25 protein-coding genes are annotated in these 25,669 nt (G+C 65.7%); 13 read left to right on the top strand and 12 right to left on the bottom strand.

Going from position 1 to position 25,669, the window contains the following annotated elements; genetic code table 11:
• The first annotated feature begins 390 nt into the window (after positions 1 to 390).
• The 3 genes from hrpB to EV665_RS17520 all read left to right on the top strand — a co-directional run bounded on the left by hrpB (position 391) and on the right by EV665_RS17520 (position 5,034).
• Positions 391 to 2,862: an ATP-dependent helicase HrpB gene (hrpB, locus tag EV665_RS17510; protein ID WP_133035101.1), complete on the top strand. Its 2,472-nt coding sequence runs from the start codon at positions 391 to 393 to the stop codon at positions 2,860 to 2,862.
• Between the two features lie 223 nt (positions 2,863 to 3,085).
• The gene (locus EV665_RS17515; RefSeq protein WP_064332033.1) at positions 3,086 to 4,387 is read left to right on the top strand and encodes an ActS/PrrB/RegB family redox-sensitive histidine kinase; all 1,302 of its coding nucleotides are present in this window, start codon (positions 3,086 to 3,088) and stop codon (positions 4,385 to 4,387) included.
• Between the two features lie 77 nt (positions 4,388 to 4,464).
• Entirely contained in the window at positions 4,465 to 5,034 is a 570-nt protein-coding gene (locus EV665_RS17520) for an ActR/PrrA/RegA family redox response regulator transcription factor (protein ID WP_064332032.1), read from the top strand.
• Between the two features lie 104 nt (positions 5,035 to 5,138).
• On the opposite strand, the gene EV665_RS17525 is transcribed toward EV665_RS17520, so the two are convergent.
• Entirely contained in the window at positions 5,139 to 5,669 is a 531-nt protein-coding gene (locus EV665_RS17525) for an MmcB family DNA repair protein (protein ID WP_064332031.1), read from the bottom strand.
• Between the two features lie 369 nt (positions 5,670 to 6,038).
• Between EV665_RS17525 and EV665_RS17530 the strand changes: the two genes are divergently transcribed.
• Positions 6,039 to 6,701, top strand: coding sequence for a L,D-transpeptidase (locus EV665_RS17530; protein ID WP_064332030.1), 663 nt, complete (start codon positions 6,039 to 6,041; stop codon positions 6,699 to 6,701).
• Between the two features lie 217 nt (positions 6,702 to 6,918).
• Here EV665_RS17530 and EV665_RS17535 read toward each other — a convergent pair whose 3' ends face one another.
• Both EV665_RS17535 and EV665_RS17540 read right to left on the bottom strand, forming a co-directional pair.
• A complete protein-coding gene (locus tag EV665_RS17535; RefSeq protein ID WP_133035102.1) occupies positions 6,919 to 9,081 on the bottom strand; it encodes a malate synthase G in 2,163 nt (720 codons plus the stop codon).
• Between the two features lie 186 nt (positions 9,082 to 9,267).
• On the bottom strand, positions 9,268 to 11,274 hold the full coding sequence (locus EV665_RS17540) for a hydantoinase/oxoprolinase N-terminal domain-containing protein (RefSeq protein ID WP_133035103.1): 2,007 nt from the start codon (positions 11,272 to 11,274) through the stop codon (positions 9,268 to 9,270).
• Positions 11,275 to 11,414: 140 nt separating this feature from the next.
• Between EV665_RS17540 and EV665_RS17545 the strand changes: the two genes are divergently transcribed.
• Positions 11,415 to 11,966, top strand: coding sequence for a hypothetical protein (locus EV665_RS17545; protein ID WP_064332026.1), 552 nt, complete (start codon positions 11,415 to 11,417; stop codon positions 11,964 to 11,966).
• On the opposite strand, the gene EV665_RS17550 is transcribed toward EV665_RS17545, so the two are convergent.
• The 5 genes from EV665_RS17550 to hslV all read right to left on the bottom strand — a co-directional run bounded on the left by EV665_RS17550 (position 11,911) and on the right by hslV (position 16,895).
• Entirely contained in the window at positions 11,911 to 13,317 is a 1,407-nt protein-coding gene (locus EV665_RS17550) for a cytochrome P450 (RefSeq protein ID WP_133035104.1), read from the bottom strand. The two genes, EV665_RS17545 and EV665_RS17550, sit on opposite strands and share 56 nt — an antisense overlap.
• 58 nt (positions 13,318 to 13,375) lie before the next feature.
• The gene (locus EV665_RS17555; RefSeq protein ID WP_162853094.1) at positions 13,376 to 14,323 is read right to left on the bottom strand and encodes a DUF1402 family protein; all 948 of its coding nucleotides are present in this window, start codon (positions 14,321 to 14,323) and stop codon (positions 13,376 to 13,378) included.
• Between the two features lie 175 nt (positions 14,324 to 14,498).
• Complete coding sequence (hslU, locus tag EV665_RS17560) at positions 14,499 to 15,809, bottom strand: ATP-dependent protease ATPase subunit HslU (RefSeq protein ID WP_133035106.1); 1,311 nt, start codon at positions 15,807 to 15,809, stop codon at positions 14,499 to 14,501.
• Entirely contained in the window at positions 15,806 to 16,348 is a 543-nt protein-coding gene (locus tag EV665_RS17565; protein ID WP_133035107.1) for a GNAT family N-acetyltransferase, read from the bottom strand. The genes hslU and EV665_RS17565 overlap by 4 nt, the downstream gene beginning before the upstream one ends.
• Positions 16,338 to 16,895 carry an ATP-dependent protease subunit HslV gene (gene hslV / locus EV665_RS17570; RefSeq protein WP_064332021.1) on the bottom strand — a complete coding sequence of 186 codons (558 nt, stop codon included), beginning with the start codon at positions 16,893 to 16,895 and terminating at the stop codon, positions 16,338 to 16,340. The genes EV665_RS17565 and hslV overlap by 11 nt, the downstream gene beginning before the upstream one ends.
• A gap of 207 nt (positions 16,896 to 17,102) precedes the next feature.
• On the opposite strand from hslV, the gene EV665_RS33110 reads away from it, so the two are divergent.
• From EV665_RS33110 to coaA, 8 genes are all read left to right on the top strand, one after another.
• Positions 17,103 to 17,234, top strand: coding sequence for a hypothetical protein (locus tag EV665_RS33110; RefSeq protein WP_256388482.1), 132 nt, complete (start codon positions 17,103 to 17,105; stop codon positions 17,232 to 17,234).
• Positions 17,235 to 17,361: 127 nt separating this feature from the next.
• Positions 17,362 to 17,955: an imidazoleglycerol-phosphate dehydratase HisB gene (hisB, locus tag EV665_RS17575; RefSeq protein ID WP_064332020.1), complete on the top strand. Its 594-nt coding sequence runs from the start codon at positions 17,362 to 17,364 to the stop codon at positions 17,953 to 17,955.
• A 27-nt stretch (positions 17,956 to 17,982) separates the two neighbouring features.
• On the top strand, positions 17,983 to 18,453 hold the full coding sequence (locus EV665_RS17580; protein ID WP_133035108.1) for a DUF2628 domain-containing protein: 471 nt from the start codon (positions 17,983 to 17,985) through the stop codon (positions 18,451 to 18,453).
• Position 18,454: 1 nt separating this feature from the next.
• Positions 18,455 to 19,096 carry an imidazole glycerol phosphate synthase subunit HisH gene (gene hisH / locus EV665_RS17585; protein ID WP_064332018.1) on the top strand — a complete coding sequence of 214 codons (642 nt, stop codon included), beginning with the start codon at positions 18,455 to 18,457 and terminating at the stop codon, positions 19,094 to 19,096.
• Between the two features lies 1 nt (position 19,097).
• Positions 19,098 to 19,832 carry a 1-(5-phosphoribosyl)-5-[(5-phosphoribosylamino)methylideneamino]imidazole-4-carboxamide isomerase gene (gene hisA, locus EV665_RS17590; RefSeq protein ID WP_133035109.1) on the top strand — a complete coding sequence of 245 codons (735 nt, stop codon included), beginning with the start codon at positions 19,098 to 19,100 and terminating at the stop codon, positions 19,830 to 19,832.
• A complete protein-coding gene (gene hisF, locus EV665_RS17595; RefSeq protein ID WP_133035110.1) occupies positions 19,829 to 20,605 on the top strand; it encodes an imidazole glycerol phosphate synthase subunit HisF in 777 nt (258 codons plus the stop codon). Before hisA ends, hisF begins: the two co-directional genes overlap by 4 nt.
• 10 nt (positions 20,606 to 20,615) lie before the next feature.
• Entirely contained in the window at positions 20,616 to 20,936 is a 321-nt protein-coding gene (locus EV665_RS17600) for a phosphoribosyl-ATP diphosphatase (protein WP_064332016.1), read from the top strand.
• Positions 20,936 to 21,931, top strand: a complete 996-nt coding sequence (gene coaA / locus EV665_RS17605; protein ID WP_064332015.1) for a type I pantothenate kinase — start codon at positions 20,936 to 20,938, stop codon at positions 21,929 to 21,931. Before EV665_RS17600 ends, coaA begins: the two co-directional genes overlap by 1 nt.
• 61 nt (positions 21,932 to 21,992) lie before the next feature.
• Here coaA and EV665_RS17610 read toward each other — a convergent pair whose 3' ends face one another.
• The 4 genes from EV665_RS17610 to EV665_RS17625 form a co-directional block, all read right to left on the bottom strand.
• Entirely contained in the window at positions 21,993 to 22,610 is a 618-nt protein-coding gene (locus tag EV665_RS17610; RefSeq protein WP_133035111.1) for an alpha-ketoglutarate-dependent dioxygenase AlkB family protein, read from the bottom strand.
• Positions 22,611 to 22,634: 24 nt separating this feature from the next.
• Positions 22,635 to 23,150, bottom strand: coding sequence for a peptidoglycan-binding protein LysM (gene lysM, locus EV665_RS17615; protein ID WP_133035112.1), 516 nt, complete (start codon positions 23,148 to 23,150; stop codon positions 22,635 to 22,637).
• Between the two features lie 107 nt (positions 23,151 to 23,257).
• Complete coding sequence (gene arfB / locus EV665_RS17620) at positions 23,258 to 23,692, bottom strand: alternative ribosome rescue aminoacyl-tRNA hydrolase ArfB (RefSeq protein WP_064332012.1); 435 nt, start codon at positions 23,690 to 23,692, stop codon at positions 23,258 to 23,260.
• A gap of 127 nt (positions 23,693 to 23,819) precedes the next feature.
• Positions 23,820 to 25,430, bottom strand: a complete 1,611-nt coding sequence (locus EV665_RS17625) for a phosphoenolpyruvate carboxykinase (RefSeq protein ID WP_133035113.1) — start codon at positions 25,428 to 25,430, stop codon at positions 23,820 to 23,822.
• Positions 25,431 to 25,669 lie beyond the last annotated feature (239 nt).

A 25,669-nucleotide genomic window follows, 5' to 3' on the forward strand; every position in this document is an offset into this window, starting at 1 on the left:
AGGAAACCCTAGAGCGAGTTCGTCGGCCGCCAGAAGCGCCGCCGCTCTCGTTCGATGGCCGGGTTATAGGCCCACTCTCCCCACGGCGTCAACAGACATTTCCAGGAAAAATCAAAAAACTTATAAGTTGCTGATTTCATAGGATAATTTCATTCACGTACCCGTCACGTACACCAAATAGCGCCCCAGAACAGCCAAATCGCGGATGGAAATCTTGTCCAGGTGGTAAAATTTTCTGTTTCGACCTTTTGCGTGTACCGACCCTCCCGCCAACCCTTCGCGCCCCTTCTCTCGGCTGCGCCATCGGGCTATTCCATTCTTCGAAACCAGACCGGAGAGACGCATGCCGAGCCTTCCTGAAAGCGCCTTCCTCACCGAGAAGCGCCCTTCATGACGGGGGCCATAATAGACAGGGTGCCGCGCCTGCCCGTTTCGGAGGTCCTGCCTTCCCTTGGGGACGCCTTGTCCGCGGGTGCGCGCGCGGTGCTTTCTGCCCCGCCCGGCGCGGGCAAGACGACGCTGGTCCCGCTCTTCCTTCTCGATCAGGCCTGGCGGGGGGATGGAAAGGTCATTCTCCTCGAACCGCGCCGCCTTGCCGCGCGCGCGGCGGCGGGGCGCATGGCCAGCCTTCTTGGCGAGCGGGTCGGCGAGACGATCGGCTATCGCATGCGGCTCGACGTCAAGGTTTCGGCGAAGACGCGCATCGAAGTGGTGACGGAGGGCGTTTTCGCCCGCATGATCCTCGACGATCCGGAATTGACGGGGGTCGCCGCGGTGCTCTTCGACGAATTCCATGAGCGTTCGCTCGATGCGGATTTCGGGCTGGCGCTGGCGCTGGACGTGCAGGCGGCGCTGCGCGAGGATCTTCGCATCCTCGTCATGTCGGCAACGCTCGACGTGGCGCGCGTCGCCGCGCTGCTCGACGATCCGCCTGTCATCGTCAGCGAGGGGCGGGCATTTCCGGTCGAGATCCGCCATCAGGACCGGCCGGCGGGGGAGCGCATCGAGGACACGATGGCGCGCGCCATTGCCGAGGCGCATCGCCGCGAAAGCGGGTCGATCCTCGCCTTCCTGCCGGGGCAGGCCGAAATCACCCGCACCGCCGAGCGGCTGGAGGGCCGGTTCGGAGCAGAAACCACGATCGTGCCGCTCTACGGCAATCTCGGCCAGAAGGAGCAGGACGCGGCGATCCGCCCCGCCCCCGCGGGCACGCGCAAAATCGTGCTGGCGACGTCGATCGCCGAGACCTCCATCACCATCGACGGCGTGCGCATCGTCATCGACAGCGGCTTGCAGCGCCTGCCGGTCTTCGAGGCGGCCACCGGCATCACCCGGCTGGAGACGGTGCGCGTGTCGCGCGCCTCCGCCGACCAGCGGGCCGGCCGCGCCGGGCGAACGGAGCCGGGCATCGCCATCCGGCTCTGGCATGCCGGGCAGACGGCGGCGATGCCCGCCTTCACGCCGCCGCAGATTCTCTCCAGCGACCTCTCCGGCTTCATGCTCGACCTTGCCCATTGGGGCGTGAGCGATCCCGCGGCGCTGCGGCTCGTCGACCAGCCACCGGCCGCGGCGGTGGAAGAGGCGCGCAACCTGCTGCGCCTTCTCGGCGCGCTCGACGAGAACGGCGCGCTGACCCCGGCGGGAAAACGCATTCGCGACCTCGCGCTGCCGCCGCGGCTCGCGGCGATGATTTTTCATGCGGCGGCGGAGGGCGAACAGGCGGCCGCGGCGCGGCTGGCGGTGCTTTTGACCGAACAGGGGCTCGGCGGCACGGCCGTCGATATCGAGGAGCGGCTGCGGCGCTTCGCCAATGAGCGCGGGGAGCGGGCGGAGGCGGCGCGGCGACTGGCGCAGCGCATGGCGGACGGGTTCGGCAAGGCGAAAGCCAGTGCCGCAAGCACGCCCGGTGCCTTGCTGCTGCATGCCTTTCCGGACCGCGTCGCGCTGCAACGCGGCGGGCGCGGACGCTTCGTCATGGCGAACGGGCGCGGGGCGGAGCTGCCGGAGACCGAGCGGCTGGCCGGCGCCGACATGATCGTCGTCGCCGACCTCACCGGCCAGGCGGGGCGGCAGCGCATTCTCGCCGCGGCGGAAATCGACCGCGCGGATGTCGAGGCCGAACTTGCGAAAAACATCGTGCGGGAGGACCAGTGCGTCTTCGACCGGGCGAGCCGGCAGGTGCGCGCCCGCCGGGTCGTTCGCCTCGGGGCGATGATCCTTGAAGAAACGCCGCTTGCGCGGCCAAGCGGGCCGAAGGCGGCAGCGGCTCTGGCTGAAGGCGTGCGCCAGCTCGGTCTCGATATCCTGCCGTTTTCCCGCGAGGCGGCGCAGTTGCGCGACCGGATCGGCTTTCTGCACCGTTCGATCGGCGAACCCTGGCCGGATACCGGCGACGACGCGCTGCTCGCCACGCTCGACGCCTGGTTCGTGCCGTTCCAGGAAAATGCCCGCGGCCTCGACGACATTTCTTCGGCGCGCTTGCAGGAGGGGCTGATGGCGCTGGTGCCCTATGCGGCGCAGCGCGACCTCGCCCGGCTCGCCCCCACCCATTTCGAGGCGCCGACCGGCCAGCGCCACCCGATCCGCTACGACGGCGACGAACCGGTGCTGGCGATCCGCGTGCAGGAACTGTTCGGGCTGAAGCAGCATCCGGCCGTGGCGGGCGGGCGGCTGCCGCTGCTGCTCGAACTCCACTCGCCCGCCCATCGGCTGATCCAGACGACGCGCGACCTGCCCGGCTTCTGGGCGGGCTCGTGGCGCGACGTCAGGGCGGACATGCGCGGGCGCTATCCGAAACACCCCTGGCCGGAGGATCCGGCGGACGCCCTGCCGACGACGCGGGCCAAGCCGCGCGGGACCTGATCGCGCAATTTCCAGCAATTGCCGGGGGTTTTGCGCAGAAACTTGCGGAAAGACAAATCGCTCCCGGCATTTTCGCGGTTTAGAGCCTTCCAGCGAAAGGGCGGAGCGGCCTTGCGTCCCGCAGATGCTTGAGGACAAGCAGATGGAGCGTTTTCGCGATTCGAACACAAGCGGAAATGCTCTAGAAGAGCGGAAGCAGGTTCGCGAGCGGAAGGACGGCGGGATGACGGGTTACCAGGACATCGACTTCGAGGGCTCCGGCCGGCGCCTGCGCCTCGAGACGATCATCCGGCTGCGCTGGCTGGCGGTCGCCGGCCAGTCGATCACGGTCATCGTCGTCGGGCTGTGGCTCGATTTCCCGCTGCCGCTGCTGCCGGCCGCCGTGCTGATCGCGCTGCTCGCGGCGGTGAACTTCTTCCTCGCCGTGCGGTTCTCGCCGACGCACCGGCTGACGCCGGCCTCCGCCTTCCTGCTGCTCGCCTTCGACCTGTGCCAGCTGACGGCGCTGCTCTTCATAACCGGGGGGCTTGCCAATCCCTTCGCGCCGCTCGTCTGCGTGCCCGTCATCATCTCGTCCTCGCTGCAGCCGATCCGCTTCAGCCTGCCGCTCGGCCTGCTCTCGGTGCTCGGCATCACGGCGCTCGCCTTCACGCCCTTCCCGCTGCCGTGGTTTCCCGGCACGGTGCTCGTCGTGCCGCCGATCCTGACGGCCGGCTTCTGGTTCGCCATCGTCTCGACCACGGCCTTTGCCGCCTTCTATTCCTACCGCGTGTCTCAGGAGGCGGCGGAGCTTTCCGACGCGCTGGCGGCGACCGAACTCATCCTCCAGCGCGAGAAGCACCTTTCCCAGCTCGACGGCCTGGCGGCGGCGGCGGCGCATGAGCTCGGCACGCCGCTCGCCACGATCAGCGTCGTGGCGCGCGAGATGGAGCGCGAGCTCGGCACGGACGACCGTTTCAAGGAGGACGTGCAGCTCCTGCGCAGCCAGAGCGAGCGTTGCCGCGACATCCTGCGCCGCCTCACCACGCTTTCGGCGGCGGACGAGGCGCATATGCGGGTGCTGCCGCTCTCCTCGCTGCTGGAGGAGGTGCTGGCACCGCATCGCGAATTCGGCATCCGCCTCAACCTCGTCGAAATCGGCGAGCGCGAGAGCGAGCCGGTCGGCAACCGCAATCCCGGCATTCTCTACGGCCTCGGCAACCTCATGGAAAACGCCGTCGACCATGCACGCGAGGAGGTGACCATCACCGTCAGCCACACGGCGGAGCGGGTGACCATCGTCATCGAGGACGACGGCGACGGCTATGCGGCGGACATCCTGCAGCGCATCGGCGATCCCTATGTCACCAAGCGCCAGCGCGACGAGCGGGCCGGCGGGCTGGGCCTGGGGCTGTTCATCGCCAAGACGCTGCTGGAACGCTCCGGCGCGAAACTGACCTTTGCCAACCGCACCGGCGACCGGCCGGGCGCGCGCGTGTCGGTCGATTGGCCGCGGGCGCGCATGGAGGCCAAGACTGCAAAATGACTTTACCCACCCCGGCTTACGGGTGATAAGCTGATCCTCATCAAGTATGGACGACATTCGGCCACGAAAGACGAAAAATGGCAGAAAACACCGACTCCCACGCGGCAACCGACGATATCGGGCCTGATCCTTCCCTCCTCCTCGTCGATGACGACGCGCCGTTCCTGCGCCGCCTTGCGCGCGCCATGGAGACGCGCGGCTTTGCCGTCGACACGGCCGAATCGGTCGCCGAGGGCATCGCCAAGGCCAAGACCAATCCGCCGAAATTCGCCGTGGTCGATCTCCGGCTCGGCGACGGCAGCGGCCTCGACGTGATCGCCGCCATCCGCCAGCGCCGCGACGACACGCGCATCATCATGCTGACCGGCTACGGCAATATCGCGACGGCCGTGAACGCGGTGAAGCTCGGCGCGGTCGACTATCTCGCCAAGCCGGCGGATGCCGACGACATCTTCGCCGCGCTGACGCAGCGTCCGGGCGAGAAGGTGGAGCTGCCGGAAAACCCGATGTCGGCGGACCGCGTGCGCTGGGAACACATCCAGCGTGTCTATGAAATGTGCGACCGCAACGTCTCCGAGACGGCCCGCCGCCTCAACATGCACCGCCGCACGCTGCAGCGCATCCTCGCCAAGCGCGCGCCGAAGTAAGAGCGTCTCCGGCAAGCCCCTCATCTGGCGCTTCGGGCCACCTTCTCCCCGCCGGGGAGAAGGAAAGAGATGCCGGCACCCCCACACGCTATTTCAAAAGGACATCACGCCGGCTCGTCGCGTTTCCCCGAGACGATGGCGGACATGTCCGGCCCGCCGCCCCGCGTGTCGGCAGCGAATTCCGCCAGCAGCAGCCGGCCCGCGGCGACGCGGGCGAAGGCGAAGGTGACGGATTTTCGCGTCGGCGGCGGCAGCCTGTGTTCCGGCGCCTCGCGCAGGATATGCGCGCCGTAGCCGTCGGAGAGGATCAGGCCGCAATCCTCCGGGAAGATGTCGAGCGGCACGCCCTTGTGCGTGGCGAAGAACAGCCGGTCCGAGTGCCGGCGGTAGTCCGGCCATTTGCGGTCCACCTTGAAATCCTCGATCGACGTCTTGATCTCGACGATCCAGATCTCGCCCCGGTCGGAGAGGCTGATGAGGTCGGCGCGCCGGCCGCTCGCCAGCGTCAGCTCGGGCAATACCGCATGGCGCATCTCCGTCAGCATGCGCTGCACGCCGCGGCGCACCATCATGGCGCGGTCGGACTGGCGTCCGTCGATCAGCGGATTGTCGTTGTGAATGGAAACGATCGTCATGGGTCAACCTCGGCGAATCGCATTCTACCCGCAAATGCGCGCCGCGAAAAAGTTAAGGGTGCCGCCTGATTCGAAAGGCGTGAAAGGTTCCCTTAACCGTGCCCCGCGGTTCCTGTGCGACTTCGGGCCAGCGCTGCGGAAGACCATTGAACGGGCCGGAAAGGCGTGCTTGTCCTGATCCGGACGCGGCGAAAGCGCCAGGCGGGGCAGGTCTTGTTGTTGCAAAAAAACAATCACCGGTCTTTTTGCTCAAGCACAGGCCCGCGCCGGAGCACACAGACTTGCATTGACTGGTTTAATCGAAAATAAACCATAGTCGATGAAAGTTCCGCGGCTCGGAACTTCTTAATTTCCTATCAAGAGATTCACATGCGTTTCCGCAATGCCCTCCTTCTGTGCGGCCTCGCAGCGGCCGTCACGCTCGCCGGCTGCTCTTCCTCCTCGACCTCGCTTCCGGGCGAAAAGGTGGCGACCAACGCCATCTTCACATCGGAATATGGCCCCGTTGAGGACAACGGCTATGCCCTGCCCGCGATCCCGATCAACAAGGTGAACACCCGGTTCCACCGCCAGATCGTCGACTACGCGACCAAGGAAAAGCCCGGTACGATCGTCGTCAACACGCCGAACCGCTTCCTTTACTACGTGCTGCCCGGCGGCAAGGCCGTGCGCTATGGCATCGGCGTCGGCAAGCAGGGCTTTGCCTGGCAGGGCGAGGCCTACATCGCCTGGAAGCAGGAATGGCCGACCTGGCATCCGCCGGAAGAAATGGCCGCCCGCCGTCCGGACGTCGCCCGCTACGTCAAGGAAGGCATGGGCCCGGGCCTGAAGAACCCGCTCGGCGCGCGCGCCCTCTATCTCTTCAACGAGAAGGGCCAGGACACGCTGTTCCGCCTGCACGGCACGCCGGAATGGGCCTCCATCGGCACGGCCGCCTCGTCGGGCTGCATCCGCCTGATGAACCAGGACATCATCGACCTCTACAAGCGCGTCCGCCCCGGCAAGGGCGCCCGCGTCGTCGTCCAGCAGTAAGCGGAAAAAATCCGCTTAAGAAAGAAGCCGCCGGATCGCTCCGGCGGCTTCTTTTGTTTTGCTTTGCAGCGCCCCCTGATGGGCAGCACTCCGGCCTCCCCACCGCCGCGCCCGGAGCGTGGATGGTCGGGTCAAGCCCGACCATGACGGAAGAGAGGTTCGAGAAATCTTGCCGCGGGCCGATAAGAGCCGTCGGAACCAGCCTACGGCTTTTGCTTCACGCCGCGGCGGCCTTCAGCTCCAGGCGGCGGCGGTGCAGAACCGGCTCGGTATAGCCGTTCGGCTGCTCGCGGCCCTTCAGCACGAGATCGAGCGCCGCCTGGTAGGCGATCGAGCCGTCGAAATTGCCGGCCATCGGGCGATAGAGCGGGTCGCCGGCATTCTGCCCGTCGACGACCGCGGCCATGCGCTGCATGGTCTCCTCGATCTGCGCTTGCGTCACGACGCCGTGATGCAGCCAGTTGGCCATGTGCTGGGCGGAGATGCGCAGCGTCGCGCGGTCCTCCATCAGGCCGACATTGTTGATGTCTGGCACCTTGGAGCAGCCGACGCCCTGATCGACCCAGCGCACGACATAGCCGAGGATGCCCTGGGCATTGTTGTCGAGCTCGCGCTGGATCTCCTCCGGCGTCCAGTTCGGCCGGACGGCGACCGGCACCGAGAGGATGTCGGAGAGTTTCGCGCGCGGGCGGGAGCGAAGCGCGGCCTGCACCTCGGCGACATTGACCTTGTGGTAGTGCGTCGCATGCAGCGTCGCGGCCGTCGGCGAGGGAACCCAGGCGGTGTTGGCGCCGGCCTTCGGATGGGCGATCTTCTGCTCCAGCATCGCCGCCATCAGGTCGGGCATGGCCCACATGCCCTTGCCGATCTGCGCATGGCCGGACAGGCCGCATGCAAGGCCGATATCGACGTTCCAGTTCTCGTAGGCGGAAATCCAGGCGGCCTGCTTCATGTCGCCCTTGCGGATCATCGGACCCGCTTCCATCGAGGTGTGGATCTCGTCGCCCGTGCGGTCGAGGAAGCCCGTGTTGATGAAGACGACGCGCTCCCTGGCGGCGCGGATGCATTCCTTGAGATTAACCGTCGTGCGGCGCTCCTCATCCATGATGCCCATCTTCATGGTGTTCGGCGCCATGCCGATGGCGGCCTCGACACGGCCGAACAGCTTCGCCGCGAAGGCGACCTCTTCCGGCCCGTGCATCTTCGGCTTGACGACATACATCGAGCCTTCGCGCGAATTCTTGCGGCGGCCGTTCGGGCCGACGTCGTGCAGCGCGATCAGCGCCGTCACCATGGCGTCCATGATGCCCTCCGGCACCTCGTTGCCGTCGCGGTCGCGGATCGCCGGATTGGTCATGAGGTGGCCGACATTGCGCACCAGCATCAGCGAACGGCACTTGACCTCGAAGGGCGAGCCGTCCGGCGCGGTATAGGTGAAGTCGCTGTAGAGCTTGCGCTCGACCGTCTCGCCGCCCTTCTGGAAGGTCTCCTTCAGGTCGCCCTTCATCAGGCCGAGCCAGTTGCGGTAGACGAGGACCTTGTCCTCGGCATCGACGGCCGCGACCGAATCCTCGCAGTCCATGATCGTCGTCAGCGCCGCCTCGACATTGACGCCGGCAATGCCCGCCGGATCGGTCTTGCCGATCTGCCAGTCGCGGTTGATCAGGATCTCGATGCCGAGGCCGTTGTTTTTAAGGAGGACATGGCGCCAGCCGTCCTTGCCTTCCGCATGGCCGGCATACTGCTCCGGCCGCTTCAGCGAAACGGCGCGGTCGCCGGCGGCAAGGCGCAGTTCCGCACCCGCCTCGATGCCGGTGAGGTCGGCCCAGCGGGCGCCTTCCAGCGGAACCGCCTCGTCGAGGAAGGCCTTGGCCCAGGCGATGACCTTCTCGCCGCGCTTGGGATTGTAGCCCTTGCCCTTTTCCGCGCCGTCCGTTTCCGGGATCGCATCCGTGCCGTAGAGCGCATCGTAGAGCGAGCCCCAGCGCGCATTGGCGGCGTTCAGCGCGTAGCGCGCATTCATGACGGGAACGACGAGCTGCGGGCCGGCGAGGCTGGCGATCTCGGGATCGACATTGTCGGTCGTCACCTTGAACTCGCCGCCTTCCGGCAGCAGGTAGCCGATCTCGCGCAGGAAGGCCTCGTAGGCTGCCATGTCCGCCGGCGCGCCGTTGGCGCGATACCAGGCGTCGATCTTCTCCTGCAGCGCGTCGCGCTTGGCCAGCAGCGCGCGGTTTTCCGGCGCAAGGTCGTGCACGATGGCGGAGAATTCATCGAAGAAACGCGCAGCGTCCACGCCCGTGCCGGGAAGCGCCTCCGTGACGATGAAATCATGCAGGTCGCGGTCGATCGAAAGACCGGCTTTCTCGATATAGGTCATGTAAAAACTCCGAATGACGGGACGAGGGGGGAGTATCCCGAATGCTGCCACTTTCCGGAGACGGGCATGCATAGTCAATTCGGCAATGACATAAAGAATTTATTCCCGTTCGGATAAAATCATACGATAGGCGCGCGATAACCGTCCCGAAAGGCGGCCAGGCGAGGCCGAAAGACGAAAAAAGCGTCAGCTTTCGTGCGCGATGCGCGGCCGGCCGCTGGCGATCGCCGTGAAGCGCGCCTCCATGAGCTTGCGGCGGCCCTCCACCTCCGGCGCGTCGATCTCCTCGGTGAGCGTCACCGCCGGCTCGTCCGCGCCGTTGATCCGCGCGGCAGTGAGCGCCGCCGTCATGGCCCGCTCCTTCGCCAGCGCGAAGGCCTCGCTTTCGTCGATGAGGCGCACGCTTTCGCCCGTGCCGCCGACGATGAAGATGCCCTCTTCCGGCATGGTCACGAACACCGTGACCATGCTGCGCACCTGGCCGACCACGGCGCCGACCGCATTGGCAACGCCGGCGTCCGCGGGAATGGCTGATTCGGCGCCGAGCATGTCGGCGATGGCGGGATAATAGACCGGCGCGGAGGCGCCGAGGCCGACGAGCGGCCGGTCGAGCGCGACGCGGAACTGCACGATGCCGGGCACGCGGTGCAGCGCGCGGTCGATCGTCAGCGAGTTGACCGGATCGATCGCCCCCGCCCCGTCATCGGCAAGGCAGGCCGACAGGATGACATCGGCCGACTGCCGGGTGAGACGATCGATGAGGACGCGCGCCAGCGCCTCGGGGCTGTCGGCGATCGGCCGGCCGGAACCGTCCCGCGTGCGGGCGGCGATCTCCAGCCCGAGGCGGGCGGCCGCTGCGTCCCACTGGCCCTGTCCGCCGAGCACATGCATGGCGTCGGAGGGCGTGATGCCGCAGATATGCACGAGGCCGCGGGCGACCAGCCGGTCGAGCGTCACCTTCTGCAGCATGGTGGCGAGCAGCCCCTCCAGCGGCAGCGGCACCATGCCGATCTTCTCGTAGAGCGCCTGTTCCTGCGGCTGGAGGCCGCTCGCCAACCGCTCCGGCACGCCGGTGCGCACGGCGAAGCGGCCGTCGTGCCGCCCGGCATGGGGCGCGCGCAGCTGGCGCTCCAGCACCGGGACGACCGCCCCGGGATGCAGCGCCGAGGCAAGGCTCAGCGGCAGGAAGCGGCGCGGCCCGAGCTCGATCTTCGCCTTGAGGCCGCGGTCGTCGATGCGCACCTCCGAATCGCCGCCGAGGCCGAAGGTGCGCATGGCGACCGCCTCGACCATGGTGCGATAGCCGCCGACGACGGCGCCTTCCGCGTCGAGCTTCGGCCGCCCGCCATCGAGCACCGCCACGTCCGTCGTCGTGCCGCCGATATCGGAGACGACGGCATTGTCGAGCCCGGTCAGGTGCCGCGCGCCGACGAGGCTGGCCGCCGGGCCGGACAGGATCGTCTCGATCGGCCGCAGCCGCGCCTCGGCCGCCGAGATCAGCGCCCCGTCGCCGCGCACCACCATCATCGGCACATGGATGCCACGCCGGTCGAGATAGTCCTCGCAGGCGCCGATCAGCCGGTCGATCATCGAGACGAGGCGGGCATTGAGCAGCGTCGTCAGCGCCCGGCGCGGCCCGCCGAGCTTGGAGGAGAGTTCGTGGCTGCAGGTGACGGGCAGGTGCGAGACCTCGCGGATGCGCGCGCGCACCCGCTCCTCGTGCGCCGGGTTGCGCACGGCGAAATAGCCGGCGACGGCAAAGGACGAGACGGTCTCGGCCAGGACCGGCAGGGCGTCGTCCAGCGCCGTCATGTCGAGCGCCGTCTCGTCGCCATGCACATTGTGCCCGCCGGGCAGGAACAGCACGGGATCGTTGCCGAGCGCATCGGCAAGGCCGTCGCGCTTCAGGTCCTCGGGGCCAAAACCGATCATCACCAGGCCGGCGCGGCCGCCCTGCCCTTCCACCAGGGCGTTGGTCGCCAGCGTGGTGGAGAGCGAGACGAGGCCGATGGCCGAAACGGGGGCCTTGGCCGCCTCCAGCACCGCTTCGACGGCGCCGGAAATGCCGACCGAGAGATCGTGGCGGGTGGTGAGCGCCTTGGCGCGGGCGACGACGCCGGCGGTTTCGCTGTAGAGCACGGCGTCCGTGTAGGTGCCGCCGGTATCGATGCCGAGTAACAAATGGTCTGCCACGAGAATTCTTCCGTACCGCCCGCCGTCTCTTTTCAAAGCGGGCCGTGAATGGTGTTATTGCCTATGGTGTTATGACATGTCCGCGCCGAATGCCACCATTCCGCCGGCGACATGACGTGAAAGAACGAGGAGCCTGCCCAGTGAACGATCCCACCCTGCGAAAGCCGCTTCTGGCCGCCCTTTTCCTCGGCGCCGCGCTCCTGGCCGGCAGCCCGCCCGCCACCGCCCAGGAGGACGACGAGGAACAGTATCAGGCGCAGATTCCGGACGTTTCGATCTACAAGGCGATGCTGGATGCCAACAAGCAGACGGGCTGGGTGCAGTTCCGCAATTTCGCCGACCAGCAGCTCATCTATTTCACGAGCCTGCAGACCATGCATTGCCGCTTGTCGGAGATCCGCTACTCGATCAACAACGACACGCTGGACCAGCGCTTCCCGCTGGCCAAATGCGATCCGGAGCTGCCGTTCAACCTGCCTTCGGACGACACGCAGAACTGGATCTATATCAACCTGAAGCCGGGCGAGGCGGAAACCATCGCCGTGCAGGCGGTCTGGGACGACGGCAGCGGCAGCGAGATCGTCGTCTACCAGCCCTGCAAGAACCCGGAAGCGACCTGCGCCGCGATCAAGACGATCAAGAAATCGAAGAAGCGGGTCGACGAGCCGTCACCCGCAACGCCAGTCCGTTAGCCGGCTGGGTCGTCAGGCGCTGCACGGGCCAGGGGCGCGTTTCCTCCGTCATGTCGAAGCGGAAGCGGCGCATCAGAACGCCGAGCGCGATGATCGCCTCCTGCATGGCGAAGGTCGCGCCGATACAGATGCGCGGCCCCGCGCCGAAGGGCAGGTACTGGAAGCGGTGGATCGCCTCCCGATTCTCCGGCAGGAAGCGTTCCGGCATGTAGGCGCGCGGCTTCTGCCAGAGCAGCGCATGGCGGTGCAGCGTCCAGGGCATGACGAGGATGGTGACGTCCTTGGGGATCTCCACCCGCTCGCCCTTGGGGCTGATCCAGGCGTCATCGGCGATCGCCTCGCGGTTGATCGACGGCGCCGGCGGATAGAGCCGCATCGCCTCCTCGAAGGCGGCGCGCGTCCAGGGCATCCGGTCGAGCCAGTCGACGGGATCGGCACCGCTTTCCAGCACCCGGTCGATCTCCTCTTCCATCGCGTCCCGCACATGCGGGGAATTGGCGACGCAATAGAGCGTCCAGGCGAGCGCCCGCGCCGTCGTCTCATGACCGGCGCCGATGAAGGTGAGGATATTGTCCTCCACCTCCTCCATGGTCAGGCCCTCCGGCCCGGCCGCACGCAGAAGAAGGGTGAGGAAATCGTTCGGCGCCGTGTCGCTGTCCTTCATGCACCTGAGGCGCAGGTCCATCGTATCGCGCACGATCCCGCGAAACTTCTTCAGCACCTTCAGCCCGCCGATCCGCGTCACCCGCGGCACCCAGGACGGCGCGCGCAGCAGATCCATCGGATCGACGCGGCCCATGGAATGCAGCAAATCCTCCACGTCATCGGCAAAACTCTCCGACCGGGTGACGATCTCGCCGGAAAACAGCGTCTCGGAGAGGACGGCGAAAGCGAGCTCCGTCATGTCGTTGCCGATATCGAAGACCGTGCCGTCCGAACCCTCGTATTTCTTCGCATAGAGCTCGGACTGCGCCAGCATCTGGCTGGCAAAACCCTTGGCGTGGCGCGGCGTGAAGATCGGCGCGACCGCCTTGCGCGAGCGGCGCCAGACCGCGCCCTCCGCCGTCAGCAGCCCGTCGCGCAGGATCGGGCGCAGCACGAGCTGGCGCACCACGGCCATCTTGTAGTTCTGGGCATTGTCGACGAGCAGGTACTTGATGAGGTCGGGATCGTTGACGATCAGCGTCTTCTCGCCGAAGAAGCGCGTCATGATCCAGGGCAGCGTATAGGAGGGCTCGCCCCACAGCTCCAGGGGATTGCGGAAGACGGTGCGGATGATTTCGAGCCTGGACGGCGGAACGCTGCGCGGTATCGGCGCCGGCGGTTCGAACGGCTCGGGACGCACGTCCATCGTCTGCCTCCTTGTAGTCAGCTCATTCCCGGAGAGTGAGCCAACAGGAAGGCCAAAGTTAGAGCAGGCCCTCGAGTTCCGCCAGCTTGTCGTTGATCAGCCAGCCGTAATAGTTCTCTTCCGGCCAGGTCGCCTCGCCCGCGGCGCGCCGCGCGGCGAAGGCGGCAGCGCGCGCATCGGGATTGCCGATATTGTAAAGCGTCGCCGTCACGCCCGGATTCTTCGAAATATCGACACCGGCGATCTTCCTGTAGGCGTCGATCGAGCGGCGGATCGAGGCGGCCATGTAGGCAAGCGAGATGTCGGGATCCATGATCGCCTGGTAGACGCCGGCCGCATCCTTCTCGTCGAGCCGGTCGTAGCCGGAGATGCGCGCCACGTCGTCGGTCAGCGTCAGCGCCGTCAGCGGGTTGATCTGGCCGAGGCCGAAGGTCTGGCCGGCATAGAAGGGCTGGAAGAACACCGCGCTGAAGCGGTTGTTCGGAAAGGGCGTGCCGCCGACCGTGCGGCCCTTGAACGTCTTGTTCCAGACCGTCTCGCGGCAGGTCCAGAGCGCATAGGAGTCCTTCTTGTCCGCGCATTTGGCAAATTCCGGCCGGGCGACGAAATCGGCGACGTTTTCGCCGTCATAGGCGAAGCGGAACGAGCCGGTATAGGACGCCGCCTTCACATAATAGCTCTGCAGGCGGTCATAGGCGTCGACATTGTAGGTATGCTCGCCGACGATCGCGCCGACCATGTGGATCGGGGCGATGCCGTACCTGCCCGCCACCGCCTTGATCTTGCCGGTCAGCTGGCCGTCCTTGGCGATGAGATCGCGCACCTTCTCGTATTTCGCGTCGAACGAAGTCTTGCCCGCCTTGGTGCGGCGCGTGGAGGCGCCCGGGATCTGCGGCTGCTCGGCATTGCGGTTGCCTGGTGGCACCACGTCGATGGCCAGGGCCGTGGTCTGGCTCTGGACAAAAAGGGCGGCTGCAAGGGCAAGCGCGGAAATGAGCTGTCGCACGGGTCCGGTTCCGTCTTCTCGTAATGTCGGCATGGCAGACCGATGCAACGCAAAAATGTCGGAATGATGCCAGAATGCGTGCAATGCCTAGGCCGCGCGACGCTTCCTGTCGAGGGTTCCCGCCATCAAAAATCGGGCACCGGCAGCCGCAAGGGCGACCACCGGTGCGCAAACGTCACAGAATGTAGCGTGACAGGTCGGTATTGGCCGCAAGCGCCCCGACATGCTTGTGCACATAGGCCGCGTCGACGAGGAGCCTGTTGCCGCCCTTGTCCGGCGCCTCGAAGGAGATCTCGTCGAGCACCCGCTCCATCACCGTCTGCAGCCGCCGCGCGCCGATATTCTCGACGCTCGCATTGAGCTGCACGGCGACATCGGCCAGCGCGTCGATGCCGTCCTCGGTGAAGTCGAGTTCGACGCTTTCCGTCGCCATCAGCGCCTTGTACTGGCGGATGAGGCTCGCCTCCGTCTCCGTGAGGATGCGGCGGAAGTCCTCCTTGGTCAGCGCACGCAGCTCGACACGGATCGGCAGGCGGCCCTGCAGCTCGGGCAGGAGGTCGGACGGCTTGGAGACGTGGAAGGCGCCGGAGGCGATGAAGAGGATGTGATCCGTCTTGACCGGCCCGTATTTGGTGGCGACCGTCGTGCCCTCGACGAGCGGCAGGAGGTCGCGCTGCACGCCCTCGCGCGAGACGCCCGCGCCCATGCCGCCGTCCCGCGCGGCGATCTTGTCGATCTCGTCGATGAAGACGATGCCGTCGTTTTCCGCCGAGCGGATGGCCTCGCGCTGGATCTGCTCGTTGTCGAGCAGCTTGTCGGATTCGTCGTCGATCAGGATCTTGTAGGAATCCTTGACCGTCGTCTTCACCTTCTTGGTGCGCCCGCCCATCGCCTTGCCGAACATCTCGGAAAGGTTGAGAACGCCGATATTGGCGCCGGGCATGCCGGGAATCTCGAAGCCGCCGGGCATGCCGCCACCGGTATCGGCGACGTCGATCTCGATTTCCTTGTCATCGAGTTCGTTGCCCCGCAGCTTCTTGCGGAAACTGTCGCGCGTCGCGGGCGAGGCCGTCGCGCCGACCAGCGCGTCGAGCACCCGTTCCTCGGCATTCGCGTGGGCCTTGGCCGTCACCTCGGCGCGCTTCTTCTCGCGCACCAGGCCGATGCCGACCTCGACGAGATCGCGCACGATCTGCTCGACATCGCGGCCGACATAACCGACCTCGGTGAACTTGGTTGCCTCGACCTTGACGAAGGGCGCACCGGCGAGCTTCGCCAGGCGCCGGGAGATCTCCGTCTTGCCGACGCCGGTCGGGCCGATCATCAGGATGTTCTTCGGCATCACCTCGTCGCGCAGGTCCGGCTCCAGTTGGTGGCGGCGCCAGCGGTTGCGGAGCGCGATGGCCACGGCGCGCTTGGCGTCGTGCTGGCCGATGATGTAGCGGTCGAGTTCGGAAACGATCTCGCGGGGGGAAAAGTTGGTCATGATGTCTCGTTCGCTTTCGGGTCGAATTGCATGATCAGCACGTCGTCGCCGGTGCGGCCCAGGAGCTTTTCCACCGGCCGGAAGCCGGCTTTTTCATAGGCGCGAACCGCACGGGCGTTGGCGGGATCGGGATCGATGATGATGGTCTCGTGGCCGAGGCCGCGAAGATGGGCGACGAAGGCGATGAGCGCCGCCGAGCCGATGCCGGCGGAGAGCCTGTCCGCCTCGCCGATCGAAAGATCGACGCCGACGGCCTCCTGCGGCAGCTCGAGAAGCCAGGGATTGTCCTTCGTCCACTCCTCGTTCTGGTGATGGCCGACAAACCAGTGTTGTATGTAGCCGACCGGCTTTCCGTCGAGCATGATGAGGAAGGGACGGGTCGTGTCCTTTTCTTCCACCATGTCGCGAATGAAGCCGAGCTCCTCTTCCGGATCGCCCCACCATTCGCGCATATGCGGCCTGTTCAGCCATGCGAGAAGCAGCGGGTAATGCTCTTCCCCAACGGGTGAAAAGCCGATCCGGGCGAGATCAATCGGCATCCAGCGTCTCCACCACGACATTGTGGTTGGTGTAGACGCAGATGTCGCCGGCGATTTGCATGGCGCGGCGCGCGATCTCTTCCGCCGACTTGTCCGTGTCCATCAGCGCCCGGGCCGCGGCATAGGCGTAGTTGCCGCCCGAGCCGATCGCCATGGTGCCGTGTTCCGGCTCCAGCACGTCGCCATTGCCGGTCAGCGCCAGCGTCACGGACTTGTCGGCGACCAGCATCATCGCCTCGAGGCGGCGCAGATAGCGGTCGGTGCGCCAGTCCTTGGCAAGCTCGACGGCCGCGCGCATCAGCTGGTCGGGATACTGTTCAAGCTTGGCTTCGAGCCGTTCGAGCAACGTGAAGGCATCGGCCGTCGCGCCGGCGAAACCGGCGATCACGTCGCCCTTGGCGAGGCGGCGGACCTTGCGCGCATTGCCCTTCATCACGGTCTGGCCAAGGCTCACCTGGCCGTCGCCCGCCATCACCACCTTGCCGTCCTTGCGGACGGTGATGATCGTCGTGGCGTGCATGGAAGCGTAGGGATTGTGTTCACTCATTCGATAGACCTCTAGGCCCATTCGGGCAGGAGTGCCGCCGGCGAGGCGGCTTCGTTGTGTCCTATGTAAGCGGCGTTTCGGCAATTGCAAACGGCACGCGATGCCTTGCGCGGCGACGGCGCGAAAGCCGGCCGGTTCAAAATAAGCCTTGCTTTCGCCGCCCGATGAGCAGGTTATGGTTTCCCACCAACACAAGGGGTTACGGCGATGGCAAAAGGTCAGGTCCGAGGCAACAAGGAAGCACGCAAACCCAAGAAGGAGAAGGGCGCCGAAAAAGCCGCCGCGCCCACGCTGGGTTCCCAGGTCAAGAACAGCGAGAGCACGCTGCGCAAGAAATGACGGGCGCCGGCGCGAGCCGGCATTCCATCACCCGGCAGGCGGTTTTCGCCTGTCCGGCAAGGCTCACCCGACTGGCGTTTTCCACAGAGCCCTGTTAAGGAGCGGCGGTCAATCACCGGAGACCGCCATGAGCCGCACAGCCAGCGTTTCGCGCAAGACGAACGAGACCTCCGTCGCCGTCACCGTCAATATCGACGGCACCGGCACGTCGACCATTTCGACGGGCGTTGGTTTCTTCGATCATATGCTCGACCAGCTGTCGCGCCATTCGCTCATCGACATGGACATCAAGACCGAGGGCGACCTCCATGTCGATGACCATCATACCGTGGAAGACACCGGCATCGCCATCGGCCAGGCCATCGCCAAGGCGCTCGGCGACCGGCGCGGCATCACGCGCTACGCCTCGCTCGACCTTGCCATGGACGAGACGATGACCCGCGCCGCCGTGGACGTGTCCGGCCGGCCCTTCCTCGTCTGGAACGTCAATTTCTCCGCCCCGAAGATCGGCAGCTTCGACACCGAGTTGGTGCGCGAGTTCTTCAACGCTCTCGCCCAGCACGCCGGCATCACGCTGCATATCCAGAACATCTACGGCGCGAACAACCATCATATCTCGGAGACATGCTTCAAGGCCGTCGCGCGCGTGCTGCGCACCGCGACCGAGATCGATCCCCGCCAGGCGGGCCGCGTTCCCTCGACGAAGGGTTCGCTGGCCTGACCAGGGCATAGATGGAGGCCTGTCGATATGGCCACGTTCCTCTTTCTGATACCGCCGGGTGCGAAATCCCAGGATGAAAAAGCCCGGATCATCCGCGATCGTTTTTCGTGGATCGCGTTCTTCGTGCCGTTCATCTGGCTGCTATGGCATCGCGCTTTTCTGGCCGCAGCCCTTGTTTTCGCGATTGAGGCGCTGGGCTCGGTCCTCTCCGAGCATCCTGTCTTTGGCCTCGCCGGCCTCGGCATCTGCCTTGCGACCAATCTTCTCGTCGCGCTTGAAGGCCCCACGATGATCGTCGCCGGCCTCACGCGGGCGGGCTGGAGGGTCGATGCGGCCATATCGGCGAACGACCGTGCAACGGCGGAAGAGATCTACTACATGGACATCACGACCGGCGAAGCGGAGACGCGTCGCACCGTTTCCCTGCCGGCAGCCGAAACCTCCCCGCGCCGGCACGCTCCCATGCTCGGCCTCGTCGGTTTCAAGGAAGGACGCTGAGATGCGCGTTGCAATCATCGACTACGGCTCGGGCAACCTGCGCTCGGCCACCAAGGCCTTCGAGCGCGCCGCGCGTGAAGCCGGCATCACCACCGAGATCGACCTCACCGACAAGGCCGAGCGCGTCGCCACCGCCGACCGCATCGTGCTGCCCGGCGTCGGCGCCTATGCCGACTGCCGCCGCGGCCTCGACGCCGTGCCCGGCATGGTCGAGGCGCTGCGCGACACCGTCGAGGCGAAGGCCCGGCCCTTCCTCGGCATCTGCGTCGGCATGCAGCTCATGTCCTCGCGGGGCCTCGAAAAGACCACCACCGAAGGCCTCGGCTGGATCAGGGGCGACGTCGTCCGGATGACGCCGGACGATCCGGCGCTGAAGATCCCGCAGATCGGCTGGAACACGCTTACCCGCCGATACGCGCACCCGCTCTTCGAGGGCATCCCGGAGACGCTGCACGCCTATTTCGTGCATTCCTATCACCTCGCCGCCGAAAACCCGGACGACGTGGTCGCGACCGTCGACTACGGCGGCCCGGTGACCGCCTTCGTCGCGAGCGGCAACAAGGCCGGCGCGCAGTTCCATCCGGAAAAGAGCCAGGCGCTCGGCCTTTCCCTCATCAGCAATTTCCTGCGCTGGAAGCCCTGACATGATCCTCTTTCCCGCCATCGATCTGAAAGACGGCCAGTGCGTTCGCCTGAAACTCGGCGACATGGACCAGGCCACCGTCTACAATCCCGACCCGGCCGCCCAGGCGAAAGCCTTCGAAGACCAGGGCTTCGAATGGCTGCACGTCGTCGACCTCAACGGCGCCTTCGCGGGGGAAAGCGTCAACGGCGCCGCCGTCGACGCCATCCTCAAGGCGACGAAAAACCCGGTTCAGCTTGGCGGCGGCATCCGCACGCTCGACCATATCGAAAGCTGGCTGTCGCGCGGGCTTTCCCGCGTCATCCTCGGCACGGTCGCCGTACGCGATCCGGCGCTGGTCATCGAGGCCTGCCGGGAATTTCCCGGCAGGGTCGCCGTCGGTATCGACGCCAAGGGCGGCAAGGTGGCCGTCGAGGGCTGGGCGGAAGCGTCCGAACTCGGCGTGATCGAGCTTGCCAGGAAATTCGAAGGCGCTGGCGTCGCTGCGATCATCTATACGGATATCGACCGCGACGGCATCCTGACCGGCATCAACTGGGCCTCGACGCTGGAACTGGCGGACGCCGTCTCCATTCCCGTCATCGCCTCCGGCGGTCTCGCTTCGATGGACGACATCCGCCGCCTCGTCGCGCCGGATGCGCGCAAGCTTGAGGGCGCGATTTCCGGCCGGGCGCTCTATGATGGCCGTATCGACCCCGCAGAGGCGCTGGCGGTGATCCGAGGAGAAGCCGCATGACCCTCAAGGCCCGCGTCATCCCCTGCCTCGATGTCAAGGACGGCCGTGTCGTCAAGGGCGTCAGCTTCGTCAACCTGGTCGATGCCGGCGATCCCGTGGAATCGGCGAAGGCCTATGACGCCGCCGGTGCCGACGAACTCTGCTTCCTCGACATCACCGCCTCCTCCGACAACCGCGACACGATCTTCGACGTCGTGGCGCGCACGGCCGACCATTGCTTCATGCCGCTTACCGTCGGCGGCGGCGTGCGCACGGTCGCCGATATCCGCAAGCTGCTGCTCGCGGGGGCGGACAAGGTGTCGATCAACTCGGCCGCCGTCGCCAATCCGGATTTCGTGGCGGAAGCCGCCGACAAGTTCGGCAACCAGTGCATCGTCGTCTCGATCGACTCCAAGAAGGTATCCGGCGAAGGCGAGGAAGACCGCTGGGAAATCTTCACCCATGGCGGCCGCAAGCCGACCGGCATCGACGCCGTCGCCTTCGCGGAAAAGATGGTGGAGCGCGGCGCGGGCGAACTGCTCCTGACCTCGATGGACCGCGATGGCCAGAAGGTCGGCTACGACATCGCGCTGACCCGCACCATCGCCGACCGCGTCTGCGTGCCGGTCATCGCCTCGGGCGGCGTCGGCACGCTCGACCACCTCGTCGAGGGCGTTCGCGACGGGCATGCGACGGCGGTGCTGGCCGCCTCGATCTTCCACTTCGGCACCTACACCGTCGGCGAAGCCAAGCGCTACATGGCCAAGCACGGCATCGCCATGCGGCTCGACTGAGGAGAGGCATATGAGCACCTTCACCCTTGCCGATCTCGAACGCATCGTCGACGCCCGCGCCAAGGCCGACCCGTCGGAAAGCTGGACGGCGAAGCTCGTCGCGTCCGGACAGCAGAAAGCGGCAAAAAAGCTCGGAGAAGAGGCCGTCGAGACCGTTATCGCTGCGATCGAGGGCGAAAAGGCCGCCTTGACGAGCGAAACGGCCGATTTGCTCTATCATCTGATCGTCGTATTGAAAATCGGCGGCGTCCCGTTACAAGATGTCATGGGGGAGCTGGAGCGGCGGACGAGCCAGTCCGGCCTCGCGGAAAAGGCCAGCCGGAAGAGTTGATGATCCAGGCAGTGCGCGACAAGAACCAGGCGGATATTCCGGACGATTTCGGCAATCACGACTATTCTCCCTACCGCTTCTTCTCGGCAGACGAATGGGCGCGCTTCCGCGCCGATACGCCGCTGACGCTGACCGCCGACGAGGTGCAGCGCCTGCGTTCGCTGGGCGACCCGATCGACCTCAACGAAGTCAGGCGCATCTATCTGTCGCTGTCGCGCCTGCTGTCGGCCCATGTCGAATCCTCGCAGATGCTCTTCGAGCAGCGCAAGCGCTTCCTCAGCCTCTCGGACGAGGCGAAGACGCCCTATGTCATTGGGATTGCCGGCTCGGTCGCGGTCGGCAAATCCACCACCGCACGCATCCTGATGGAACTGCTGTCGCGCTGGCCGTCCAGCCCCAAGGTCGACCTCGTGACGACCGACGGCTTCCTCTATCCGAACGCCGTGCTCCAGCGCGAGAACCTGATGGAGCGCAAGGGGTTCCCGGAAAGCTACGACATCGGCGCGCTGCTGCGCTTCCTTTCGGCCATCAAGGCCGGCAAGAAGGACGTCAAGGCACCGACCTATTCGCACCTCACCTATGACGTGCTGCCCAATGCCTTCCGCACTATCGACCGGCCGGACATCCTGATCTTCGAGGGCATCAACGTCCTCCAGTCGCGCAACCTGCCGGCGGACGGCAAGATCGTGCCGATGGTCTCCGATTTCTTCGATTTCTCGATCTATATCGACGCCGAGGAGACGCTGATCCACGCCTGGTACGTGGAGCGCTTCATGCGCCTTCGGGAAACCGCCTTCCGCAACCCGGATTCCTACTTCCATCGCTACGCCACGATCAGCGAGGAGGAAGCGCTTGCGATCGCGGAAAACCTCTGGTGCAACATCAACCTGAAAAACCTGCACCAGAACATCCTGCCGACCCGCCCGCGCGCCGACCTCATCCTGCAGAAGGGCCGGAACCACCTCATCGAGACGGTGGCGCTGCGCAAGCTCTAGTTTTTTGACGCGATCCGGACGCAAACCGCTTCGCACTTTTGCTGGAGTTGCTTTAAGCCGGCTACGGATTGACCCGGCGAAGCGTCAGGTTGATGCGTCCGGCATTCTTCAACAGCGTCGACGTGCCCGGATAGATCCGGTCGACCCCGTGAAAGATCAGCCGGCTTTCGCCACCGAACACGAAGACGTCGCCGCTCGCAAGACGGAACGACCGCGTCGGATCGCTGCGTGAAACGCCGCCGACGCGAAACAGGCACTGGTCGCCCAGCGAAACGGACACGACGGGCGCGGCAAAGTCGGTCTCGTCCCGGTCCTGGTGCAGGCCCATCCTGGCATCGGGATCGTAGAAATTGACGAGGCAGGCCTCCGGCGGCTTCTCGAAGCCGGAAACCTCGTTCCACAGGGCAAGAAGCCCGTCGGGAATGGCGGGCCAGGGGCGGCCGGTCTCGGGATGGGCCGGCTGGTAGCGGTAGCCGCCCGCCTTGTCCGTCACCCAGCCGAGCGGGCCGCAATTGGTCATGCGCACCGACATCGGCTTGCCGGTCCTCGGCATGCGCGGGACGAAGAGCGGCGCTTCGGCCACGACCTGCCTGATGGCGGCGACGAGGGCTTCCTGCGCCGGGCGGTCGAAGTGGTCGGGGAAATAGCGCAGCCCCGGGGCGAGGCCGCGCTCAGCCATGACGCCTCTCGTGTCGTGCGCAGCTCACGCTTCCGCCAGGTCCGGAATGCGCAGCACCTGGCCGGGATAGATCTTGTCCGGATGGGACAGCATCGGCCGGTTGGCGTCGAAGATCAGCGTGTGCCTGGCACCCTTGCCCTTGCCGTAGTGGGATTCGGCGATCTTCCAGAGATTGTCGCCCTTCTTGACGGTGTAGAGGGTCGGCGCCCGTGCGGGCGCTGCGGCCTCGACCAGCGTGGCCATGTCGGCCTTACCGAGCTTGAGGCCGGAATCGGCCGGCACGACCTTGAGGTCGGCGGCCTCCACCCTGGAAATGCCGAGCGTGTTGCCGACGGCGATGACCGCCTTTTCAAACGCCGTCTGGTCGGCCACGAGCCCCTTCAACACGCATTTGTCGCCCTCGACGGAGACTTCGACATTCTGCGTGCCGAGATCGAAGGAATCGAGTTCCTTCTTGACCGCCGTCGCTTCCGGCGCTTCGTCGTCGCCACCGATGCCGAGCTTCTTGCCGGCGTTCTTGATGAAGCTGAAGAGACCCATGGCTACCTCCCTGGTCTTCCTGCCTGGTTTTCCGAACTAAAGCAGAGCCCTTCCGCAAAGGAAAGGTTCCGTTTCACGCTCATCGGTAAACGGCCGGGTTGCGGCAATCATTCGCCGCCGGGCTTGGCCCGCATGCGCTTGACGTCCGACCGGCCCGACTTTTCCTTGAGCCGGCGTTCGACCGAGCCTTTCGTCGGCTTCGTCTTCTTGCGCACCGGCGGCGGCGGTTCGGCCGCCTTGAGGATCAGCTCCTTCAGCCGCTCGCGCGCATCCTCCCGGTTGCGCTCCTGGCTGCGGAAGCGATTCGCCTCGATCATCAGCACGCCGTCCTTGGAGACCTTGCGGCCGGCCAGCCTTTCCGCATTGGCCTTCACCCGGTCGCTCAGCGAGGGCGAGTTGCGCAGGTCGAAGAAGAGCTGCACGGCCGTCGAGACCTTGTTGACGTTCTGCCCACCCGGACCACCCGCCAGCACGAACTGCTCGGTCAGCTCCCAACCGGCGATCGTGATGGAACTCTTGATGTAGAGGGGGGCGCTGGCCATGGAAATTCCTTTCCCGGCCGTTTTAACCGGCACCGGGCAAAACGGGAAGCCGCCACCAAAGAGGAAAACGCAGACGAAAAACCCGGCCACAGGGGCCGGGTTTCACGTGAATCATTACCGGAAAGCCTTATTCGGCGGCGACCTTCAGGCCCGGCGCGGCATCGCGCACGCCGCCATCCACATGGTTCTCGAACTTCTCGAAATTCGCGATGAACATGTCGACCAGCTTGCGGGCCTGCTTGTCATAGGCAGCGCCGTTGGCCCAGGTCGAGCGCGGGTCGAGGATCTTCGTGTCGACGCCCGGCACCGAAACGGGAACCTGGAAGCCGAAATTGTCGTCGCGGCGGAAGAGCGCGTCCTTCAGCGAACCGTCCAGCGCGCTGGCGAGCAGGGTGCGCGTCGCCTTGATCGGCATGCGGCGGCCTTCGCCATAGGCGCCACCCGTCCAGCCGGTGTTGACCAGCCAGCAATCGACGTCGTGCTCGGCAATCAGTTCCTTCAGCAGGTTGCCATAGACCGTCGGATGACGCGGCATGAAGGGCGCGCCGAAGCAGGTCGAGAAGGTGGCTTCCGGCTCGGTCACGCCGCGTTCCGTGCCGGCGACCTTGGCGGTGTAGCCGGAAAGGAAGTGGTACATGGCCTGGTCGGGCGTCAGCTTGGCGATCGGCGGCATGACGCCGAAGGCATCGGCCGTCAGCATGATGATCGTCTTCGGATGCGGCGCGCGGCCGGTCTTGCTGGCATTCGGGATGAAGTCCAGCGGATAGGCGCAGCGGGTGTTTTCCGTCAGCGAGCCGTCGTTGAAGTCAGGAACGCCGTTGGCGTCGAGCACGACGTTCTCCAGAACTGAGCCGAAACGCTGCGTCGTCGCGTAGATCTCCGGCTCGGCCTCGGCCGAAAGGCGGATCGCCTTGGCGTAGCAGCCGCCTTCGAAGTTGAAGATGCCGTTTTCGCCCCAGCCGTGCTCGTCGTCGCCGACCAGCGTGCGGTTCGGATCGGCCGACAGCGTCGTCTTGCCGGTGCCCGAAAGGCCGAAGAACACGGCCGCGTCACCATCCGGGCCGACATTGGCCGAGCAGTGCATCGGCATGACCTTTTCCGAGGGCAGCAGCCAGTTGAGCACGGTGAAGACCGACTTCTTCATCTCGCCGGCGTAGAAGGTGCCCGCGATCAGCACGATGCCGCGCGTCAGGTCGCAGGCGATCATGGTTTCCGTGCGGGCGCCGTGGCGCTCCGGATCGGCCTTGAAGGTCGGCAGATCGATGATCGTCAGTTTCGGCGCGAAGGCCGCAAGGTCCTTCTCGTCCGGGCGGATGAGCAGGTTGCGGATGAACAGCGAATGCCAGGCGAGTTCCGTGACGACGCGGGTCGGCAGAGCGTAGTCGGCATCGGCGCCGCCGACGAGATCCTGCACGAAGAGGTCGCGATCAGCCGCATGCGCCAGCATGTCGGCGTGCAGCACGTCGAAATGCTCGCGCGAGACGGCCTTGTTGTTGTCCCACCAGATGGCACCCTCGGTGTTCTCGTCGCGCACGACGAACTTGTCCTTGGGCGAGCGGCCGGTGTGCTGGCCGGTGAGGGCGCGGAGGGCGCCATGGGCCGTCTTGACCGCCTCGCCGCGACCGAGGGCCTCTTCATAGAGGGCCTCTGCTGCAAAGTTGTACCGGACCGTGCCGTTGGTGTTGATACCCATCGCGGTGAGCCCCAGAGCGGGGTTGCGAACGCCGAGTTCCTGCATGGTCCAGTTTTCCTCCAGGGCGACAAGACTGGTGTGAATTTTGCGAGAACCTAATGCGCACCTGTCACAAAGACAAGAGGGAAGTAGAAATTAGGCAATGATATCAATTAATTAATCGATTTAAAGAATTATGTGACTTTTTTAATCGTTTGAATAATCGATTTAAAAACGACTCCGAAAGCCGGCCCGAAACGTCTCCCTTTATCTTCGCCACAATTTGTTCCACCTTTACCCCCAGG

It is taken from the genome of Shinella granuli (genome assembly GCF_004341885.1).
Classification (GTDB): domain Bacteria; phylum Pseudomonadota; class Alphaproteobacteria; order Rhizobiales; family Rhizobiaceae; genus Shinella; species Shinella granuli.

Coding starts and splice junctions, on each gene's coding strand:
- EV665_RS17580 (WP_133035108.1), top strand. CDS start 17,983: ATGGCCACGTTCCTCTTTCTGATACCGCCGGGTGCGAAATCCCAGGAT.
- hisH (WP_064332018.1), top strand. CDS start 18,455: ATGCGCGTTGCAATCATCGACTACGGCTCGGGCAACCTGCGCTCGGCC.
- arfB (WP_064332012.1), bottom strand. CDS start 23,692: ATGGCCAGCGCCCCCCTCTACATCAAGAGTTCCATCACGATCGCCGGT.
- hisF (WP_133035110.1), top strand. CDS start 19,829: ATGACCCTCAAGGCCCGCGTCATCCCCTGCCTCGATGTCAAGGACGGC.
- hisB (WP_064332020.1), top strand. CDS start 17,362: ATGAGCCGCACAGCCAGCGTTTCGCGCAAGACGAACGAGACCTCCGTC.
- hslV (WP_064332021.1), bottom strand. CDS start 16,895: ATGAGTGAACACAATCCCTACGCTTCCATGCACGCCACGACGATCATC.
- EV665_RS17600 (WP_064332016.1), top strand. CDS start 20,616: ATGAGCACCTTCACCCTTGCCGATCTCGAACGCATCGTCGACGCCCGC.
- EV665_RS17625 (WP_133035113.1), bottom strand. CDS start 25,430: ATGCAGGAACTCGGCGTTCGCAACCCCGCTCTGGGGCTCACCGCGATG.
- hslU (WP_133035106.1), bottom strand. CDS start 15,809: ATGACCAACTTTTCCCCCCGCGAGATCGTTTCCGAACTCGACCGCTAC.
- EV665_RS17530 (WP_064332030.1), top strand. CDS start 6,039: ATGCGTTTCCGCAATGCCCTCCTTCTGTGCGGCCTCGCAGCGGCCGTC.
- EV665_RS17515 (WP_064332033.1), top strand. CDS start 3,086: ATGACGGGTTACCAGGACATCGACTTCGAGGGCTCCGGCCGGCGCCTG.
- EV665_RS17565 (WP_133035107.1), bottom strand. CDS start 16,348: ATGCCGATTGATCTCGCCCGGATCGGCTTTTCACCCGTTGGGGAAGAG.
- coaA (WP_064332015.1), top strand. CDS start 20,936: ATGATCCAGGCAGTGCGCGACAAGAACCAGGCGGATATTCCGGACGAT.
- lysM (WP_133035112.1), bottom strand. CDS start 23,150: ATGGGTCTCTTCAGCTTCATCAAGAACGCCGGCAAGAAGCTCGGCATC.
- EV665_RS17535 (WP_133035102.1), bottom strand. CDS start 9,081: ATGACCTATATCGAGAAAGCCGGTCTTTCGATCGACCGCGACCTGCAT.
- hrpB (WP_133035101.1), top strand. CDS start 391: ATGACGGGGGCCATAATAGACAGGGTGCCGCGCCTGCCCGTTTCGGAG.
- EV665_RS17525 (WP_064332031.1), bottom strand. CDS start 5,669: ATGACGATCGTTTCCATTCACAACGACAATCCGCTGATCGACGGACGC.
- EV665_RS33110 (WP_256388482.1), top strand. CDS start 17,103: ATGGCAAAAGGTCAGGTCCGAGGCAACAAGGAAGCACGCAAACCCAAG.
- EV665_RS17520 (WP_064332032.1), top strand. CDS start 4,465: ATGGCAGAAAACACCGACTCCCACGCGGCAACCGACGATATCGGGCCT.
- hisA (WP_133035109.1), top strand. CDS start 19,098: ATGATCCTCTTTCCCGCCATCGATCTGAAAGACGGCCAGTGCGTTCGC.
- EV665_RS17610 (WP_133035111.1), bottom strand. CDS start 22,610: ATGGCTGAGCGCGGCCTCGCCCCGGGGCTGCGCTATTTCCCCGACCAC.
- EV665_RS17550 (WP_133035104.1), bottom strand. CDS start 13,317: ATGGACGTGCGTCCCGAGCCGTTCGAACCGCCGGCGCCGATACCGCGC.